The 19,591-nt window shown below is 34.8% G+C and carries 23 protein-coding genes; 6 read left to right on the top strand and 17 right to left on the bottom strand.

The window, feature by feature from the left end:
* Positions 1 to 40 precede the first annotated feature (40 nt).
* The gene (gene tuf, locus AC5LW9_RS02365; protein WP_065737967.1) at positions 41 to 1,225 is read left to right on the top strand and encodes an elongation factor Tu; all 1,185 of its coding nucleotides are present in this window, start codon (positions 41 to 43) and stop codon (positions 1,223 to 1,225) included.
* A 180-nt stretch (positions 1,226 to 1,405) separates the two neighbouring features.
* Here tuf and AC5LW9_RS02360 read toward each other — a convergent pair whose 3' ends face one another.
* Entirely contained in the window at positions 1,406 to 2,122 is a 717-nt protein-coding gene (locus AC5LW9_RS02360; protein ID WP_144092453.1) for a Crp/Fnr family transcriptional regulator, read from the bottom strand.
* 165 nt (positions 2,123 to 2,287) lie between these two features.
* On the opposite strand from AC5LW9_RS02360, the gene AC5LW9_RS02355 reads away from it, so the two are divergent.
* The 3 genes from AC5LW9_RS02355 (at position 2,288) to AC5LW9_RS02345 (ending at position 3,863) form a co-directional block, all read left to right on the top strand.
* Entirely contained in the window at positions 2,288 to 2,635 is a 348-nt protein-coding gene (locus tag AC5LW9_RS02355; RefSeq protein WP_493456266.1) for a cupin domain-containing protein, read from the top strand.
* A gap of 11 nt (positions 2,636 to 2,646) precedes the next feature.
* Positions 2,647 to 3,426 carry a class I SAM-dependent methyltransferase gene (locus tag AC5LW9_RS02350; RefSeq protein WP_039129052.1) on the top strand — a complete coding sequence of 260 codons (780 nt, stop codon included), beginning with the start codon at positions 2,647 to 2,649 and terminating at the stop codon, positions 3,424 to 3,426.
* 101 nt (positions 3,427 to 3,527) lie between these two features.
* Positions 3,528 to 3,863 (top strand): zinc ribbon domain-containing protein YjdM, encoded by a 336-nt coding sequence (locus AC5LW9_RS02345; protein ID WP_065602954.1) that lies wholly within the window; start codon positions 3,528 to 3,530, stop codon positions 3,861 to 3,863.
* Between the two features lie 230 nt (positions 3,864 to 4,093).
* On the opposite strand, the gene fliR is transcribed toward AC5LW9_RS02345, so the two are convergent.
* The 13 genes from fliR to fliF form a co-directional block, all read right to left on the bottom strand.
* On the bottom strand, positions 4,094 to 4,897 hold the full coding sequence (gene fliR / locus AC5LW9_RS02340; RefSeq protein WP_493456265.1) for a flagellar biosynthetic protein FliR: 804 nt from the start codon (positions 4,895 to 4,897) through the stop codon (positions 4,094 to 4,096).
* Between the two features lie 2 nt (positions 4,898 to 4,899).
* Entirely contained in the window at positions 4,900 to 5,169 is a 270-nt protein-coding gene (gene fliQ / locus AC5LW9_RS02335) for a flagellar biosynthesis protein FliQ (RefSeq protein WP_039129046.1), read from the bottom strand.
* A 64-nt stretch (positions 5,170 to 5,233) separates the two neighbouring features.
* On the bottom strand, positions 5,234 to 5,935 hold the full coding sequence (gene fliP, locus AC5LW9_RS02330; RefSeq protein WP_370528576.1) for a flagellar type III secretion system pore protein FliP: 702 nt from the start codon (positions 5,933 to 5,935) through the stop codon (positions 5,234 to 5,236).
* 45 nt (positions 5,936 to 5,980) lie between these two features.
* Positions 5,981 to 6,421, bottom strand: coding sequence for a flagellar biosynthetic protein FliO (fliO, locus tag AC5LW9_RS02325; protein ID WP_144092456.1), 441 nt, complete (start codon positions 6,419 to 6,421; stop codon positions 5,981 to 5,983).
* Positions 6,421 to 6,801 carry a flagellar motor switch protein FliN gene (gene fliN, locus AC5LW9_RS02320; RefSeq protein ID WP_493456264.1) on the bottom strand — a complete coding sequence of 127 codons (381 nt, stop codon included), beginning with the start codon at positions 6,799 to 6,801 and terminating at the stop codon, positions 6,421 to 6,423. Before fliN ends, fliO begins: the two co-directional genes overlap by 1 nt.
* A complete protein-coding gene (gene fliM, locus AC5LW9_RS02315; protein ID WP_493456263.1) occupies positions 6,794 to 7,840 on the bottom strand; it encodes a flagellar motor switch protein FliM in 1,047 nt (348 codons plus the stop codon). The genes fliN and fliM overlap by 8 nt, the downstream gene beginning before the upstream one ends.
* A 5-nt stretch (positions 7,841 to 7,845) precedes the next feature.
* Positions 7,846 to 8,313: a flagellar basal body-associated FliL family protein gene (locus AC5LW9_RS02310; RefSeq protein WP_411627564.1), complete on the bottom strand. Its 468-nt coding sequence runs from the start codon at positions 8,311 to 8,313 to the stop codon at positions 7,846 to 7,848.
* Between the two features lie 173 nt (positions 8,314 to 8,486).
* A complete protein-coding gene (locus AC5LW9_RS02305) occupies positions 8,487 to 9,701 on the bottom strand; it encodes a flagellar hook-length control protein FliK (RefSeq protein WP_493456262.1) in 1,215 nt (404 codons plus the stop codon).
* Positions 9,691 to 10,152, bottom strand: coding sequence for a flagellar export protein FliJ (gene fliJ, locus AC5LW9_RS02300; RefSeq protein WP_039126434.1), 462 nt, complete (start codon positions 10,150 to 10,152; stop codon positions 9,691 to 9,693). The genes AC5LW9_RS02305 and fliJ overlap by 11 nt, the downstream gene beginning before the upstream one ends.
* A gap of 18 nt (positions 10,153 to 10,170) precedes the next feature.
* A complete protein-coding gene (gene fliI / locus AC5LW9_RS02295) occupies positions 10,171 to 11,535 on the bottom strand; it encodes a flagellar protein export ATPase FliI (protein WP_198236508.1) in 1,365 nt (454 codons plus the stop codon).
* An 8-nt stretch (positions 11,536 to 11,543) separates the two neighbouring features.
* The gene (locus tag AC5LW9_RS02290) at positions 11,544 to 12,296 is read right to left on the bottom strand and encodes a flagellar assembly protein FliH (protein WP_493456261.1); all 753 of its coding nucleotides are present in this window, start codon (positions 12,294 to 12,296) and stop codon (positions 11,544 to 11,546) included.
* Positions 12,289 to 13,287: a flagellar motor switch protein FliG gene (gene fliG / locus AC5LW9_RS02285; RefSeq protein WP_039126443.1), complete on the bottom strand. Its 999-nt coding sequence runs from the start codon at positions 13,285 to 13,287 to the stop codon at positions 12,289 to 12,291. Before fliG ends, AC5LW9_RS02290 begins: the two co-directional genes overlap by 8 nt.
* Positions 13,287 to 14,999: a flagellar basal-body MS-ring/collar protein FliF gene (gene fliF / locus AC5LW9_RS02280; protein ID WP_493456260.1), complete on the bottom strand. Its 1,713-nt coding sequence runs from the start codon at positions 14,997 to 14,999 to the stop codon at positions 13,287 to 13,289. Before fliF ends, fliG begins: the two co-directional genes overlap by 1 nt.
* A 172-nt stretch (positions 15,000 to 15,171) precedes the next feature.
* On the opposite strand from fliF, the gene fliE reads away from it, so the two are divergent.
* The gene (gene fliE, locus AC5LW9_RS02275; RefSeq protein WP_493456259.1) at positions 15,172 to 15,477 is read left to right on the top strand and encodes a flagellar hook-basal body complex protein FliE; all 306 of its coding nucleotides are present in this window, start codon (positions 15,172 to 15,174) and stop codon (positions 15,475 to 15,477) included.
* Between the two features lie 680 nt (positions 15,478 to 16,157).
* On the opposite strand, the gene fliT is transcribed toward fliE, so the two are convergent.
* The 3 genes from fliT to fliD are packed head-to-tail and all read right to left on the bottom strand — an operon-like array spanning position 16,158 to position 18,340.
* Positions 16,158 to 16,505 carry a flagellar protein FliT gene (fliT, locus tag AC5LW9_RS02270; protein WP_493456258.1) on the bottom strand — a complete coding sequence of 116 codons (348 nt, stop codon included), beginning with the start codon at positions 16,503 to 16,505 and terminating at the stop codon, positions 16,158 to 16,160.
* A 14-nt stretch (positions 16,506 to 16,519) separates the two neighbouring features.
* Positions 16,520 to 16,897, bottom strand: coding sequence for a flagellar export chaperone FliS (fliS, locus tag AC5LW9_RS02265; RefSeq protein ID WP_039126450.1), 378 nt, complete (start codon positions 16,895 to 16,897; stop codon positions 16,520 to 16,522).
* A gap of 9 nt (positions 16,898 to 16,906) precedes the next feature.
* Positions 16,907 to 18,340 carry a flagellar filament capping protein FliD gene (gene fliD / locus AC5LW9_RS02260; protein WP_144092470.1) on the bottom strand — a complete coding sequence of 478 codons (1,434 nt, stop codon included), beginning with the start codon at positions 18,338 to 18,340 and terminating at the stop codon, positions 16,907 to 16,909.
* Positions 18,341 to 18,675: 335 nt separating this feature from the next.
* Between fliD and AC5LW9_RS02255 the strand changes: the two genes are divergently transcribed.
* On the top strand, positions 18,676 to 19,488 hold the full coding sequence (locus AC5LW9_RS02255; protein WP_039126453.1) for a flagellin N-terminal helical domain-containing protein: 813 nt from the start codon (positions 18,676 to 18,678) through the stop codon (positions 19,486 to 19,488).
* Positions 19,489 to 19,591: the final 103 nt, after the last annotated feature.

Raw genomic sequence — 19,591 nt, 5'->3', positions numbered from 1 at the left:
TTTATTTAGAAGGGGAGTGATTTAATAAAGGAACATTAAGATGTCTAAAGAAAAATTTGAACGTACAAAACCCCACGTTAACGTTGGTACAATCGGCCACGTTGACCATGGTAAAACAACTTTAACTGCAGCTATTACTTCTGTACTTTCTAAAAAATACGGTGGTCAAGCTCGTGCATTCGATCAAATCGATAACGCACCAGAAGAAAAAGCTCGTGGTATCACCATCAACACTTCACACGTTGAATACGATACACCAACTCGTCACTACGCACACGTAGACTGCCCGGGCCATGCTGACTATGTTAAAAACATGATCACTGGTGCAGCACAAATGGACGGTGCTATCTTAGTAGTAGCAGCAACAGATGGTCCTATGCCACAAACTCGTGAGCACATTCTTTTAGGTCGTCAAGTAGGTGTTCCTTACATCATCGTATTCTTAAACAAATGCGATATGGTTGATGATGAAGAATTATTAGAATTAGTTGAAATGGAAGTACGTGAACTTCTATCTCAATACGATTTCCCAGGTGATGACACACCAGTAATTCGTGGTTCAGCGCTAAAAGCGTTAGAAGGCGATGCAGAATGGGAAGAAAAAATTGTTGAATTAGCAGAAGCATTAGACAGCTATATTCCAGAACCAGAGCGTGACATTGATAAACCATTCTTATTACCAATCGAAGACGTATTCTCAATCTCAGGTCGTGGTACAGTAGTAACAGGACGTGTAGAGCGCGGTGTAATCAAAGTTGGTGAAGAAGTTGAAATCGTAGGTATCAAACCAACAGCAAAAACAACATGTACTGGTGTAGAAATGTTCCGTAAATTACTAGACGAAGGCCGTGCAGGTGAAAACGTTGGTGTATTATTACGTGGTACAAAACGTGAAGAAATCGAACGTGGTCAAGTATTAGCAAAACCAGGTTCAATCACTCCACATACAGATTTTGAATCAGAAGTGTATATCCTAAGCAAAGATGAAGGTGGTCGTCATACTCCATTCTTCAAAGGTTACCGTCCACAGTTCTACTTCCGTACAACTGACGTAACAGGTACTATCGAATTACCTGAAGGCGTAGAGATGGTAATGCCAGGTGATAACATCAAAATGACTGTATCATTAATTCACCCAATCGCGATGGCAGACGGCTTACGTTTCGCTATCCGTGAAGGTGGACGTACTGTTGGTGCTGGTGTTGTTGCTAAGGTTATCAAATAATCTATGCTAACTTATTTAGAGCATTATGCTTAATGCTCTTTATCAGTACAAGAGGCGCGTATAATACGCGCCTTTTTTATGTTTATCTCGATTGCTTTAATAACGGCAATTTGTCATTTTAATTTTTATAAACTTTATTTGTCTTTTATAAAAGATTATTTCTAAACACTAACCACTTTTTTAAAATGAACGTTGAAAAGGTAGAGTAAGCTCTTTCAAATAAGTTTCATTTAGTATATTAATTCGATTATTTTCAACTTGAATAATTTGTTGTTTTCGCCAGCTCGACATTAATCGGCTTAACGTTTCATAACGAATACCTAACTTTGTTGCTAACTGACCACGAGAAATAGGCAATATAAATTGATAAGTGTTATCAGAGGAACATAATGACAACAAATAACTAGCCAAACGCTGTTCTGAGGAACTTGACGTTAACCAATCGATATTATTTATTTGCTCATATAATTTAGTACTGAAACGTATTAATAAACGTTGCATAATAATGGGATTAGTTTTGCAAACTTGCAATAAACTCTGTTTTTCAATTAATAATACCGAGCAATCTGTTTTAGCCCGAATCGTCATTGGAAAACGATTATGCGGCATAAAGATAGCAGCAATAGCCACTAATTGATAATGATTAAAAATACCAAAAATCTTTTCTTCACCTAAATAAGTACTGCGATAAACTTCAACCTCCCCAGTTAAAACAAGCACACAACAAGATGAGGGTTTACCTTCATAACTGATCATATCCCCTTTCGACAATTTCTTATAGCTAGCACTTTCAATAATAGGCATTAATGCCTCTTTGGTTAATCCTTGAAACAGCTCAACTTGAGTTAACCAACCAAAAATCTGTTGTTCAGTTGGTATATTTTTGACAAATATCATAGGTTTTGCCTGAAGATGCTTCTAGAATAAATTCAATATAATTGATAATAGTTCTTATTTCAATACTCATAATTACTTTAAATCATTGAAATAACCTTATGAAATATATGGCTTTATTCGCAAAACTGCAACAAATCGTCTACTCAATAAATATAGGAGTTGTTTATGACAAATAATACCATTAGCCCTGCTCAAGCATTCGAAATCACTTCATTAATTAACGCAACAGGACAAAGTATTGCCAGTCGGATTTTAGCTAAAACGACAGGTGGCAATTTAACGCTCTTTGCTTTTGATAAAGGGCAAGGATTATCCGAACACAGTGCCCCTTTTGATGCCATTGTCATGGTTATTGAAGGTGAACTAACCTTAATTATTGATGGCCAACCCGTTAAGGCTGTACCCGGTACCCTTGTCAGAATGCCTGCTAACATTCCTCACGCGGTTGAAGCTCCACAAGCAGCTAAAATGTTATTAATCATGTTACGAGAAATGATGCAAACTACCAATTGAGGTGCTATATAATGGACGACATAAAAAAAGAAGCTGGGCATAAATTTCTTGCTCGCTTAGGTAAAACCAGATTACGCCCGGGCGGTAAAAAAGCTACCGAATGGTTATTTAAACAAGCACACTTTACACCACAAAGTCAGGTGCTTGAAATTGCATGCAACATGGGTACAACATCCATCGAAATTGCTCAACGTTTCGGTTGCCATATAATTGGTGTAGATATGGATAAACTTGCTTTAGAAAAAGCAAAGCAAAATGTTATTAAAAATAAAGTTACTCATTTAGTAGATATACAACAAGCCAATGCATCAACATTGCCCTTTGCTGATAATAGTTTTGACATAGTGATTAATGAAGCGATGTTAACAATGTATGCGAATAAAGCTAAAACGCATTTAATTAAAGAATATTATCGAGTATTAAAACCAGGAGGCAAACTCCTCACTCACGATATTATGCTAGTTAATCCAGCACAATCACAGGAAGTTATACAACGAATTCATCAAGCAATTAATGTTAATGCCCAGCCGATTAGCAATGAATCTTGGCACGCCCTTTTTGCGGATGTTGGATTTGTTGATATTCATTCACAACATGCTGCCATGACATTAATGTCTCCTAAAGGCATGATTCATGATGAAGGTTTATTAGGAACATGCAGAATTATTCGCAATGCACTACGTAAACAAAATCGACCACAATTTTTTAAAATGTTTAAAACATTCAAACAATACCGAAACCAACTTAATTATATTGCCATCTGTTCAGTCAAACCTAAATCAGCGATTTGACAACCACTATAACGCTATCAAAGAGGGGGGAATACCATGACTTTATAGCGTTTTTTTGCTATAGTAAACGCCATTTTATTTAATTTGGATTATTCATAACTATGGAATCTATACCTAACTGCCCTGTTTGCCAGTCTGAACATACTTATCATGATGGTTCATTTTATGTTTGCCCTGAATGTGCTCACGAATGGGATCCGAACGATGTTGCTTCAACCGATGAAGGATTACAAGTGAAAGACAGTAATGGTAATTTACTTGCTGATGGCGACGATATTATTTTAATTAAAGACCTTAAATTAAAAGGTTCTTCTACCGTTTTGAAAAAAGGTGCTAAAGCCAAAGGCATTCGTTTAGTTGAAGGCGATCATGAGATCGATTGTAAAATTGATGGCATGAAAATCATGCTTAAAGCTTGTTTTGTAAAAAAAGCTTAATTGATATCAATAAAATGCTGATTATATCAGCATTCCTTTCTTGTTTAGTTTTAACGCATCTTTTTTAAATTATTATTTAATGTAATTCAACCTATTTTTATACTGAAACGTATAGTTAACCTGAAACTTTTTTACAAAAATGAACATTGAATGTGATGAATAGCTAATGAAAAGAGTAATTAAATAAGAATTAAATTAATAAATTTCTCAATTATATCATCAATATCACATTACTGAACATCACTTAAAAACCATAAAATAACAGAAATGTGATTAAACATCTGTTCAAAAACATACTCAGTAAATGTTGGCAACATCGAAATTAAATAGCTTAACATGATTAATCCTAACAATAGTGTTAGTGGATAACCGACCACAAAAATGGATAATTGTGGTGTAATTCTATTTAATAACCCCAATGATATATTGATGATCAACAGTAAAGTCATCAAAGGAAGCGCTAACATAATACCATTAATAAACAGTTGGTTACTTACATCAATTAAGGCTAAATAACCATTTGCAGGCAATGTCATAAGTCTAATTGGAACAATATCAAAGCTATTTGAAATACCATATAATAACCATAAGTGACCATCTAAACTTAAAAAAATCAGTAACGCTATAATATTAATTAAGCGAGATAAAACTGAAGTGGATGGCCCCCCGATTGGATCAAAAAAAGTTGCCATTCCCAATCCCATTTGCATTCCAATTAATTCACCCGAAATTCTGACGGTTATAAACGCAAGTTGCATAGTAAAACCAATCAACACGCCAATCATTATTTGCTGAGCGATAACCCATACCCCCGTTAAAGAATAGATTTTTATATTTTCATCAAGATGAGGAATGGGTAGAAGCATAACAATTACTAATGCTAAACCAACCTTTATGCGATTTGGTACTTCTTTTTCACCAAAAATTGGCGCAACCATAATTAATGCCAAAATGCGCACAAACGGAAAAAAAACATCTTTAATCCAAGAAAAGAAATCAATATTAAATAGACTGTTAATATTAAAATCCATCATTTTTAATGAGTTAAGTTAGGAATATCGGTGATAACAATTTGAATGTAGTCAATCATTGTTGACAACATTGATGGTCCCAAAATAATTAAAACCACGATCACTGCTAAAATTTTGGGAATAAATGATAAGGTCATTTCGTTAATTTGCGTAGCCGCTTGCAATAAACTAATGACTAAACCAGTAACTAAAGCGGCTAACAGTAAAGGGCCAGCAAGAGAGGCTGCAACTTTTATGGCTTGCATTGCTAAGGTACTAATATACTCAGGTGACATACTATTCCTTCATTCGAATTTCTTAACTAGAATTTTTTGACTAAAATTACTTAACTAAAATTCCCTAACTAAAAAAGCTTTGCGCTAATGAACCAAGTAATAAGTGCCAACCATCTGCTAATACAAACAACATTAACTTAAAGGGTAATGATACCGTTGCAGGTGGAACCATCATCATCCCTAATGCCATAAGTGTACTGGCTACCACTAAATCGATAATTAAGAAAGGAATAAAAATCGTAAAACCTATTTGAAAAGCGGTTTTTAACTCACTGACTACAAAGGCAGGTACCAAAATTTTTAACGGAATATCTTCTCGGCTTTGGATCTCGTTTTGGTGGGACATATTCACAAATAACGCTAAATCATTTTCGCGGGTTTGAGTAAGCATAAACGCCTGCAATGGTTTAGTTGCGGTGGATAAAGCTTCTTGCATAGTGATTTGATTTTGTGAATAAGGTATATAAGCATCTTGATAAATTTTATCAGTCACCGGTGACATAATAAAAAATGTCATAAAAAGAGCAATACCTAAAATAACTTGGTTAGGTGGAGCAGATTGTGTCCCTAAAGCATTACGCAATAAACCCAATACAATAATAATGCGGGTGAAACTCGTCATTAGCAGTAGTATTGCAGGAATAAAAGTGAGTAAGGTCAAAAAGACCAATGTTTCTACGGGTAATGACCAGCTTTGTTCATTGTCCAACGTAGTACGAGAAATGATAGATAACGGTGAGATTTCAGCAAAACTATATTGGCTAATCGACAATAAGCTCAGCAAAATAACAGATTTTAACCGCACTACCCATTACTCCTTTCTTAATTTCAAAATGGACTGTAACATTTGCTCAAATATCCTATTTCTGGAAAAATCTTTCACTCTTGAAGAAGGTTCTGCTAGTAGCATATCGGTTCGTTGTTCATTTATGGTATGCAGTAAAGTCATCTGCTGCCCAGTCACACCAACAACTAATAATTGATTATCGACATGAACCAAAACAATTCGCTCTTTAGGATTGATATTGTAAGTGGCTTTTACCTCAATCAATTGTTTATTTGGCGTTTTCCAATTAAAACGTTTTACTATCCACCCTAATAATAAAATCACTGCAATCACACCGATAAGCGACATCCCCATTGATGTAACTATTTGCGTGTTTACTTTTAATTCAGGTGATACAGAAGTTATCGCAATTGTATCTGTTGCAGATATTGAAGGCTGAGCCTTATTTTCGTATATAATATCCATTAACGACTCAACCTACGTACACGCTCTGATGGAGTTATAATATCAGTGATGCGTATGCCATAATTATCACCGACAACCACAATTTCGCCTTGGGCAATTAAATAACCATTAATTAATATATCTAAAGGTTCACCAGCAAGACCATCTAATGCAATGACTGATCCTTGAGTTAAATTCAATAAATCTTTAATTGCCATCTTGGTTCGACCAAGTTCGACACTCAAATCAATCGGAATATCTAAAATAAGATTAATATCCTGCTTTTGTTCTTCAGTTTGTTGTGGTGATAGTGTTTCAAAAATAACGCCTTTAGTAGATAATTCATCACCGCTTTCATCGACTTTCGGGATCTCTTCACTATCTTGTCTGATATCAGTCATTTTGCATTCCCTCATTTAATTGTTCTATTACAGGATTAATAACCTGTTCTACTTTAATTGCATATTGTTTATTAACTTTACCGTAATGACCTTTTAATACTGGTACCCCCCCGACGGTAACATCTAAATTTGTCGGTTTATCGATCACTAAAATATCGTTAGTTTTTAACGCTAATAGTTTAGAGACAGTAGTTTGAATACGAGTAAAGTTAGCAACTAATTCGACAGTGGATTGTTTAATGCCAGAGGTTAATGAACTCATCCAAATATTATCATCTTTATAAGTTTGCTGCTCGATAGGCGGTTTGATTAAAGATTCTTTAATTGGCTCAACCATGGCATAAGGTATACAAATATAAAATGTCGCTTTAAAGCTACCAATTTCAATTTTAAATTTGGTAGTTAAAACCACATCATCAGGAGAAGTAGTAATATTAGTAAACTTACTTTGTATCTCAGAGCGGATATACTCAGTTTCAATTGAATAGATATCTGCCCACGCATTTTGATATATAGTTAATGCTAACTCTAAGACTCGTTTAATGATTTGTTGTTCAGTATGAGTAAACTCACGATCTTCTGTTGCAACCTTATTTGTACGTCCATCCCCACCAAATAATGTATCAACCACAATAAACACTAATTCAGGTGAAAACGAAAATAAAGCAGAGCCTCTTAAAGGATTAAGATGTACTAAATTTAAATGATATGTTGATGAAATATCGGAAAAATATTTAAAGTTTTGTGTTTCAATTGGAGATGCAATCACATCAGTATTGCGGCGTAACAGATTAAATAAACTTATTCTGAACTGGCGAGCAAAACGTTCATTAATAATTTCTAATGCGGTTAAACGTTCAGGAACAAAGCTATGTTTGACCGATAAATCGTAAGGTTTAACATCGGCTTTTTTGCCTGATGGTAATGATACAACACTTGTATCAGTAACGTTATCTTTAGTGGCAATTGAGCTTCCTGATACAGGGTTAGTATTCTTGTTGCCATTAATGTCGGTTATCGGTTCACGCTTATCAGACATAACAATCACCGTATAATAAAATCAGTAAAGAGTACTTCGTCGATTTTTACTGAGTGTTTGATATCATATTGGCGTGATAATGTATCTTTTATCTGTTCTTGTAATTCAAATTTACCCGTTTCTTGTTTTAATTTACTAACATATTGTTTAGATAATAAAAAAAGGATATCGCTTCTAACTTCAGGTAAATATTCTAATAATGCGGTTTTTTGGTCTTCATCGGCAACACGCAGTACCATACCAACATAAAGAATTTTATTAATATCACCATTATCTTCTGATGCAGGTAATGATACAGTAAATGGTTTTAAGGTTAAAAAAACCGGCGATACGATAGTTATTTCATCTTGCTTTTTAGCCTTGGTTTTTGGTTGATTTTTAAACCATAAATAAGCAGCTGTACTTAATGCAAGCAGCGTGATGAGAATAAGTATTAAGTTCAAAATATTCACTTTCTTTGGAGTAGTTGGCATATTTATTCTTATCCCAATAAAAAATTTATAACCATTAAATGGTAATAATGATAAGAATAATAAATCAAACATGTAAAATTGATTTGAAGAATAGGCAATAAAAATATTACCTATTTAACGTTTTCAATTTATTTTTAAGGTACTAAACAGTACAATAAATCACAAACTATCTTTTAAGCAAATACGCTCAAACCTGACTTAACAATATGTTTTTCGTTGTTTGACTGCTCAGTAATTTTGTCTACCGTGCTTGATACAACGGTATTCGATTGTTGATGATGATTATTTTGATGATGCATCGCTGATTGCTCGCCATCACTCATCATCGAAAAATCACTTATATCAGTTTGTTGTAAGGTAAAACCTTGTTCTTGTAATGAAGTTCGTAAAAATGGTATTGCAGATTCTAACAACCCTTTTACCATATTATGTGCAGCCATCATATGAAGATTGATATTATCATCGGTCATATCAAGTTTAATATGTAACGAACCTAATTCTTGAGGATGTAATTTAATTTCGGCAGTTTGCATTCCCTGACGGTTAAACATCACAATGTGCTGAGTTAACGATTTTTGCCATTGCGCTACATCAACAGGCATAGATAGATCCATTGTATAAGGCGTTACAGTCGAATTCGCTGATGATAACAAGTTCGGTTCATTGGTCATCGGTGACAAAGACGAAGCTTGATGGATAGGCGTTATTACATCGTTACCCCCTAAATTCATAGCAAAATCAGTTTGCGGAGAGGTCACTTTTGGCATCACATCACTAATACTTGATAAGTTATTTGATGAATTAAATAAATAATTACTCGTATCATGGTTAATTTCAGTATTTTTATGGTTGATAAGTGTGGTGTCTGCTCGACGTTTTGCTTCAAATAATGACATAAAATTATTTTGTTGCGTTATCGAGTGAATGACACTCCTTTCATCATGAATAAATTCGTTGGCTGGCTCACTGTCTAATGGATTTGTCGATAGATTTGTCGGTAGATTAGTCAATAAGTTGGCTTCTAATATTTCAGAATTTATCTTATTTGTTGGCAGTGAAGATGAGTTGGTAGGTATATCCCTATTGTCTACACTGTTTACCGCTGTCGAACTGATAATAGCCAATTTTTCCTGTTCGAAATACTCAACAGCAAGGGGATAACCGCCAATAATTAACTCATCATCCTTAGCGTTATTATCATCAAGTTCCTCATTATCAATATCGCTGGATTGGGTTTGAGTTGGCTTATTAGCAGGTTGACTATATTGTTCACTCAGTAACAATAACTGCTCAAACAGATTACTATCATTATCGATGGTATCTTTAGTAACAACCTCTGATTGATGCGCTGGCATTAAGTTTAAATTACCAATCAAATTAATACTCACTCAATATCCTCCTTGCTAATTGCTGCTGGGCAAATTCATCGGTCAGTTTTTGTTGTAAACGATTTTGCTGTTGTAAATATTTGTTATATTGCTTACTTAACAATGTTGTATAGGTGTTCAAACTTTTTTGTGATTGATTAAGCTGGTTAGTAATCTGCTTTTGTTTGATATCTAAGGTTAATAACAGTTTTTTTTGCTGCTCTATCCCTTGCTCAATTGTGGCAATAAAAGCATTAAAATTATTTAATTCATATCCTTTTATACCATCAGATAAGGCATCATTCAGTTTTTGTTGATACTCAACATAGTAATCATTTAAGACATTGAGTTGTGACTGTGCTTTATCTTGATTCTCATTTGCTTTTTTTAACTTAAGTAAATTATCGTCAACCGATTTTTGCGCTAATTTTTTTAATGTTGTAAAAGCTAATTGTGAAGGATTTTCATTCATGAGTACTTTCCTAACCGATTAATGTTGACTCACAATCGCGGCTAATTGTTGGCACGCCTCTTCATATCCACAATGTTCGTAAATACCTTGTTGCAAAAATTTTTGCATGGCTGGATATAAATTTATCGCCTTATCTAGCAAAGGATCAGTACCTGCCACATAGGCGCCAACATTAATTAAATCGCGATTACGTTGAAAACTGGAAAATAGCTGTTTAAATAAGCGTGATTTCTTTTCATCTTCAGTAGCGGTAAGTTCGGTCATTACTCGACTAATGGATGCTTCAATATCAATAGCGGGATAGTGGCCTGACTCAGCAAGCGCACGCGACAAAACAATATGCCCATCTAATATTGCCCTAGCCGAATCAGCTATCGGATCTTGTTGATCATCGCCTTCGGTTAAAACCGTATAAAAAGCAGTAATGGCCCCTTTACCATGTTCGTCATTGCCTGCCCTTTCAACAAGAGCCGGTAATTTTGCAAATACAGAAGGTGGATATCCTTTGGTGGCTGGTGGTTCACCGATTGCTAAGGCAATTTCTCGTTGCGCCATAGCGTAGCGAGTCAAAGAATCCATGATTAATAAAACATTAAAACCCTGATCGCGAAAACTTTCAGCAATTCTTGTTGCATAGGCAGCGCCTTGCAAACGTAATAATGGTGATACATCGGCTGGTGCAGCGACCACAACAGCACGGGCTAAACCCTCTTCACCTAAAATATTTTCGATAAAATCTTTAACTTCCCGTCCACGTTCACCAATCAAGCCCACTACAATAATATCGGCTTGTGTATAACGAGCCATCATACCGAGTAAAACACTTTTACCAACACCCGAACCAGCAAATAACCCCATCCGTTGGCCTTGTCCGACAGTTAATAATGCGTTGATGGCTCTTACCCCAACATCCAGAACTTGATGAATGGGGGTGCGATTTAAAGGATTGAGTGTTTTATTGACTAAACCAGCATATTCAACATGTTCTGGTAATGGCTTACCATCTAACGGTTTACCCATGGCATCAACGACTCGACCTAATAACGCCATACCGACGGGTAATAATTTATGGCTAAAATGCGCTAAATCATATTGTAAAGTATAAACTCGAGCACCTAATAAAATGCCATCGGTTGCCTCAAATGGCATCAAAAATAAAGTTTGCCCATTGAATCCAACCACTTCACACTCGACCGCATCCAGTTGACCATTAGATTGTCGCTCAACAAAACAGTTTGAACCTAATGGTAATTTTAACCCCACAGCTTCAAGCACTAATCCCGATGCTTTGACTAATCGTCCATATTGGCGAATTAAGGATAAAGATTGAAGTTTCTGCGTAGCTTGGCTAATTTTGTTGATCCATTGCGATGAGTAAGTCATATTAATGCTCACCTTTCATGTAAACAATCGGACATGATTTGCCAATGATTGTCAACATTGGTATCAATTTCATTGGTATCTGTAAAAATTTTACAGCTACCACTTTCAATATTAGGATCGGCGATAAATTGCCAATGATATTGTTTAATTTCTTCACTTATTATTGGCTCTAACCACAACAGATCATCAGGGTTAAGATGCAATAAAATCGGTTCGGATAACATCGAACACTGTTCAATAAGCATTTGTATCGTAAAGACCAGCTGCTTTTGTTTGACTTTAGAAAGAGTGCCAACGGTTTTTTGTGCAGCAACCAATGCTAAATCAATTAATTTGGGCACGATTAACTCATCGATATCATTAATTGACTGCTGAAAATTGCGTATTAAATCAGTGATGTTCTCTACTGCTTTTAACTTTTCATCACTAAGTTGCTGCTCTATCTGTTGACGTCCTTCTTGCTGTCCAAGCGCAAATCCCTGTTCATAACCAGAGTGTTTACCCACATCAAAACCTTCCGTTTGACCTAATGTGAACCCTTCTTGATAAGCTTGTGCTTTAACTTCTTGCTTTAACTGCTCAAGTGTTTCTTGGTCAACATCAGGTTCTTTATTCGATTCAATTAACTCTAATTCCTGTTCAGGCTGGCAAATTTCACTTTCTTGGGTACTGTCGTTGGTACTGAGTTGTGATAACGTTGCCGAAGTTAAATCCTGAAAAATAAGTGGTTTCCAGTTCAATCTATGGGATTGATTATACATACTCATCATCACCACGACTCAAGATAACTTCACCACTTTCCGCTAAGCGACGCGCAATAACCAAAATTTTCTTCTGTTCAGTTTCAACTTGCGATAGGCGCACAGGTGGTCTGTTTTCCAGATCTTCACGTAAAATAGAGGCGGCACGTTGTGACATATTACTTAATAACTTATCACGTAATGCGACTGATGCGCCTTTCAAAGCAATAATTAATGTTTCATTATCAACATCTCTAAGTAGACGTTGGATACTTCTGTCATCAACTTCAATGAGATTTTCAAATAAGAACATTTCATCAATAATTTTTTGAGCAAGTTCGTGGTCATAATCACGTAACGCATTGATAACAAGCTCTTCTTGATGAGATTTCATTAAGTTAATAATTTCTGCTGCGGTACGAATGCCACCCATATTATTAAGTTTAAGATTTTGACCATGTAATAATGTAGATAATGATGTCGATAAAACTTGTAGCGCTGATGGTTCAACACCTCCAAAAGTTGCAATACGTAACATGACATCATTACGTAATTCGTCATCAAACAGATTTAAAACTTCAGCAGCTAAATCCCGATTCAGATGAATTAAAATAGTAGCAATAATTTGTGGGTGCTCTTTTTTAACCAGATCAACTGCCCGTGCAGCATCAACAAAATTAAGCATTTCAAGACCATCGGTGGCTTCTTCTCGATCAGTTTCTAACAACTCATCAAGTAAACGTTCGGTTTTTTCACTACCAATGGATTTTTCGAGTACTGAACGTAAATAACCATCGGCATCGGTAGTTAAAACGGCACAATTTTCAAGTGTAAATTGACATTCATTAAGAATACTTTTCAATTGCTCTTGCGAAAGCTGTGGTAAAGACATCATTGCACTACTGATATGTTGTACTTCTTTAGGGTTAAGATATTGCATCACTTTGGCAGCAAGATCTTCACCCAATACCATCATTACTGTAGCGGCTTTTTGAGTTTCACTTAAATTCATTATTCTGTGTCCCTCTTGTTCATCCAACCACGAATAATTAATGCCATTACCCGAGGCTCTTTCTCGACAATTTTTCTAATATATTGTTGTTGTTGCATATTATCTTCAAACATTTTCTGCTGCTGTTTACTGTGCGCTTTATAATCTAATTTCTCATCTAGCGTTGCTTGAGCATCCGTCGATTTATTATTAACACTTAAGTAATGTCTTTGTAGTTTCAGCCATACTGAACGCAATACTTTTCGCCAGATAATCCAAATGATTAAAATATAGATTAAATATTTACCGCCTGTTTTGAGAGAATCATAAAATTCAGACGTTTTCCAAAACGCGATACCACTCTCTTCATCAAACTCTTGATCTGTAAATTTTAAATTGGCAACAGTCAAACTATCACCACGTAATTGGGAAAAACCCATCGCTTGACGAGCTAATAATTCAATGTCGTTTAATTCATTACTATCAAGTTTTACCCATTGTTCGGTTGGAAGTGATAATTTATTTTCATCATCACTCTCATTTGTCTCATTATTCTCTGATTCATTGGTCACAAGCTTATAGTTAACTAGTACTGCAACCGATAAACGTTTAATGCGCCCTTCAGGTATTTTGCTGTGTACAACTTGCCGATTCACTTCATAATTTAAAGTATTATTGGATTGCCAGTTGCTCGGCTGCTGCTTATCGGCAATATCGTTGGATTCCTTGTCTTCATCAATAGGGGCACTTGATGTAGGTACAGGTTGATTAGATAACGCACCTGGCACACCACCTATGCCATAATTATTAATTAATTGCCGATTTTCCGTTAACTGTTTACTGCGAATAGTTTGCTTGGCAATATCACTATTAGGATCATAAATTTCTGAAGTCGATTCTTGTCGGCTAAAATCAACCTCAGCATTCACTTGCACCCGAACATTATTTTTACCCAAAATAGGGATAATAATTTTTTCAACGCGCTCACGAACACTGTTTTCAATGCGTTCACTAAATTCTAATTGCGCCACATTGGCATTTCGGTCACGATAATTTTCACCGGTTAATAGATGACCATGTTGATCAATAATCGTAACTTTATCGGCCTGTAATTCGGGTACACTACTTGAAATTAAATGAATAATGGCATCAATTTGCCCTTGTGATAGACTGCGACCAGGTAATAACGTTAATGCCACAGATGCGGAAGGAAATTTTCGTTCTCGGACAAATAATGATGGTTTAGGCATCGCCAAATGCACTCTAGCATCATTAATACTACTTATAATTGATATTGTTCTGGATAATTCGCCCTCCAAAGCACGTTGGTAATTAACCTGTTCATTGAATTGACTCATACCAAAACTTTCTTTATCGAGTAATTCAAAGCCAACAGCACCACCTTTAGGCAATCCTTGTTGAGCAATACGCAAACGCGTATCATAAACTTTATCTTCAGGAATTAAGATGGTCGATCCCGACGATGAAAATTTATAGGGGATATTCATCTTATCGAGCTGGCTGATAATCTCGCCACCATCTTTATCATTTAAATTACTAAATAAAACACTATAAGAGTCATCTTTAACCCATAAATAGATGATACTGATAATAGCAATAGCAATAACAGCTGCAATTGACCCTGCCATTTTGGCATTGTGTTTTATTTGGTTAATAAAAGGTAATTTATTTAATATTGATTCACCTTTACCGTCGACTGTTTGGCTAGCCATAAAAATCCTAATGCTAAGCTGATTAGATTAATTCTAGGCTCTATTATCTTTGTATTAATAAAAATCAATAGCTAAAAAAACACAGCATTTTCCCCTTACTTATGCCATTTAGTTTTTGCCTTGTATGATAAATTGCACAGTAAAGTGACAAAATGGGAATTACCAAGCCGTTATGACAACGATCAATACATTAAATACAAATGAACTTACAAATTTAAATGCACCCTATGCCACAAAGCCTCAATTAACCGATGAGAATAACTTTATCAATGAGTTAAAAACCGCATTGTATAACATTAGCCAATTACAAATACAAGCCAATCATTCGGCTAAAGCGTTTGAAATGGGAGAACCGAATGTTTCTCTAAATGAAGTAATGGTTAACATGCAAAAATCTTCAGTTTCGTTACAATTTGGTATTCAAGTTCGAAATAAATTAGTTTCAGCATATCAAGAAATCATGAATATGAATGTTTAAACCATTATCGGATAGCTAATCATCTACTAGATGATGGTATTTTGGTTTAAAAAATATGATTAATTAACTGCCAATTTTTATAGTAAATTGGCTTAACCTTACCACTATTGTTGCAACAACGACTAATCAATCGCTCTCCTTTTAAATTTTTATTATTTGAAAAAATTAAGATTATTAATTTTTAACACCATGCAAGTTATTACATACAATCGGCATGGTAAAGTTTGCCATTTAGTTTTACATTAATAAATAGTCTGGATCAAGTTAAGACTCAGGTGATCAGTTTCCCGGCAATCTTTTCAACGGGCAATGCCACTTATAAACTTTATAATGCTCGTTTATTTATTGGCAAGGTATGTTTATAAACAGAACTAAGGCCTGAAGAGTTTGATAATGGTTACCTAAAATAGACAATCAATCCTAATGATCCTTTAGGTAATTTATTCGTTTGTGAATATACATATAGCAACCCCAGAAGTTATCCAGTGCTTGATGCAAAAGGTGCACGTTATTGTGAAATGAGCGAGTCGCCATTGCAAGCACAGTGTATGCTTTAAAGATGTAAAATTAATCAATAAAAAGTTTGAGGAAAGGTGCTTTTTATATGTTAAAAACCCTTTTCCTCAATTACTTTTAGTTAATTACTAATTTAATAAATAAGGTCAAGGGTATTTAGTTACTTATACTAGGTTGGCAACTTTTTGATAACTGCCTATTTTGGTTTGATAATCAACTTGTTCGCCAATAAGCTTGCTCAGTTCACTACGCCGCACATGCATTAATTGGACTAATTGCTGATGATTACTAATGATATTGTTGAAATACATTTTCATAATATCTTGCTGTTGTGTAGACATATTTTCAATAACAGTCAAACCCTCAGATAATTTAACATCCTCCGTTAATTGATGATATTTCGCTTGCCAATTGATTAAAGATTCCCAATCTTCTTTTTGACTATCAATTAGCATTTGTCCAACAATATAATTAAGTTGCTCATATTGTTCTAATAATAAATTAGTATTCAAAGCCAATACTCCCACTATGCTATCTCTCGCCAAGCTTGAGCAATATTATCAAGCAAATCAAAACAGGTTTGCAGTTTTTCCCTATCATTATGTAAGTTAGCTAAAACCAATTGCTGGCTAATGTAGTGATAAAGCTGATCTAAGTTTTCGGCAATTTCACCACCCTGCTCTAAATTAAGACAACTTTTAAGCCCATTATCAATGATATTAATTGCTTTGGAAATGGCTTTTCCTTTACCTGCAATATCACCTTTCTGTATATATAAATCAGCGAGTCGAATAGCATTAAGTGCACCGTCAAATAACAAAACAATAAGCTGATGTGGTGATGCCTGACTGACACTGGTTTCTAAATTAACTTGTTTATAAGCTTGAGATCCCATTTTATACATTGTTATGCCTTATTTTTTTAAATTCGCCATCATTTCAAATTGGGTAGTAAGGTAATTACTCATACCATTTAATTGATTGATTAATATATCTAGTTTGGTAAATTGCACTCGATAACGCTCGATCGTTTGGTCAATGGAGTTATTAACTTGATCATAACGTTTATCTAATGATTTTAACGTTGAATTTAAACCGTTCGTTGCAGTATCAATCATGCCATCACTATCAATAAAGCTACTGACTTTGGCAAACACTTCGTTAGCAATGCCTGTTGTTTCACCATCGCCTGTAAATAAAATGGCTACCGCATCACTGTTTTCTTTAAGGGCTTTTTCCAATTCGTTTTCTTTAATCACCAACTTGCCGTTGCTATCCATATTGATACCAATTTGTGACAGTACCGATAATTCACCTGCTTGACCTTTCGAAAATATAGAGCGAATGCTTTGATCAATATTACGTAGTGTGGAATCTCCAATCAGTGGTCCATTATTACTATTTAATTCATCTGAATTGGCATCGCTGGCAGTAAATTGCGTTAAAGTTGATATGGTTGATTGCAATTGATTGAATGCATCCACCCACTCTTTAAGTGCCTCTTGCGTTTTTTCATTATCCGCCGCGATAGTTAAATTTTGTGAGGTGGTTGTGACCGCTTTTAACGTGATATCAACACCCGGAATAACATCTTTAACAGTATTTGATGCACTATTAACTGTAATACCATTGAAACTAAATTTGGCATCTTGCGCTTTAGCGACTTCACTCATTGCCGATGAATCAGCTTGATTAATATCAAAGCCAATGAGTGAATTAAGCTTATCATCATCGGATGAAACAGAAGTAATGGTTTGTTGCTCACCGGTTTCTTTTGATGTAATAACTAACTGATAACTATCCTTTCCTGAACGCACAATGGTTGCATTTACGGTTGATTCACTGGTTGAACCATCTTCATTAACCACTTTCGCTTGATTGATCGCATTGGCAATCGACTCTAATGACGTCTCATCTTTGGATAAAGTAACATTTAACTTTTGGCCATTGGCTTGTTCAATGGTAAGTGTTCGAGTTTCATTATCATTGCCGAGCGCTGCATTTTTATCGTTTACCGCATTAGTTGCAACGCTGTGTGCACGAGCAAGTTGTTCAACACTAACGGAGTAATTACCCAATTGAGCATTACTTCTGACATTAGTCGTAAAATAATTGTCATTACCTGATACGGTACGACCATGAAAAATTTCTTTTTTTTGCAATTTGGCTGTCGCATTATTAAATGTGGATAACGCACTTTTTAACTTGCCAAAACCACTAATCTTATTATTTATTGCTTTTTGCTGCGCTTTTATTGGGGTAAGACGATTTTTTTCAACGGCTTCTAATTGATCTAATACTTCATTTAAATCAATACCAGAACCAATTCCTAAAATACTCATTGCCATGATTAATTATCCTAATATAAATTCTTTCATCACTTGTTTTATCGACCAATGTAATAAAAAGTTTAGTATTGAGAATAAATTCACAGGTTAAAAGTAACAATCTGAGATTGTTTAATGCAGTAGGATATATTTTATAAAAATAATATTTACATAACTAATTGAAAAATAAAAATAATATCATTTATTTTTTAAAAAATTTTTTTAAAACCAATATTCGTGGAAAAAAATACTAAAGTTTCTTTTTTTAAAACCGATAACTAAAGTATCAGCAAACATATTGAATAACTCTCTTCAATATCGTGTTGATCAAACTTATTATATTAAAGGAGATAAAAATGGCACAGGTAATTAATACCAATAGTATGTCTTTAATGGCAAGAAATAATCTAAATCATTCTCAAAGCGTTCTTGGAACTGCAATTGAGCGTTTATCATCTGGTATGCGTATCAACAGTGCTAAAGATGATGCTGCAGGTCAAGCAATTGCTAACCGTTTTTCTTCAAGTATTCGTGGTTTAACTCAAGCAGCACGTAATGCAAATGACGGTATCTCAATTGCACAAACAACTGAAGGTGCATTAAACGAAATCAACAATAACGTACAACGTATTCGTGAGCTAACTGTTCAAGCAGCAAACGGTACTAACTCTGAAAGCGATCTTGCATCAATTCAAAATGAAATCGATCAACGTTTACAAGAGATCGACCGTGTATCTGCACAAACTGACTTTAATGGTACTAAAGTATTATCTGAAGATAAAACGCTTAACATTCAAGTAGGTGCAAATGATGGTGAAATCATTGCTATCAACTTGAAACAAATTGACAGTGAAAAATTAGGTTTAAATGGTTTCAATGTATCAGATGCGCCAACTGCTGATCCATTAAAAACAATTGATGCGGCATTATCAACAATTGATGAATTACGTGGTGAGCTTGGTGCGGTACAAAATCGTTTTGAGTCAACTGTAAATAACATCAACAATACTGTAAATAACCTAAGTTCAGCACGCAGCCGTATTGAAGATGCAGATTACGCGGAAGAAGTATCTAATATGACTCGCGGTCAAATCTTACAACAAGCAGGTACTTCAGTATTAGCACAAGCAAATCAAGTACCTCAATCTGTACTTTCTCTACTACAATAGAGTATACAATTAGAATTTATGGTCACTCTAATTTGTACTGTAGCAATAATGGTATTTTTTAATACCATTATTGTTAAAAAAGTTAATTACCTATTTTTTTCAT

It is taken from the genome of Gilliamella sp. LMG 34360 (genome assembly GCF_984568995.1).
This window is presented reverse-complemented; position numbering and strand designations above follow the sequence as displayed.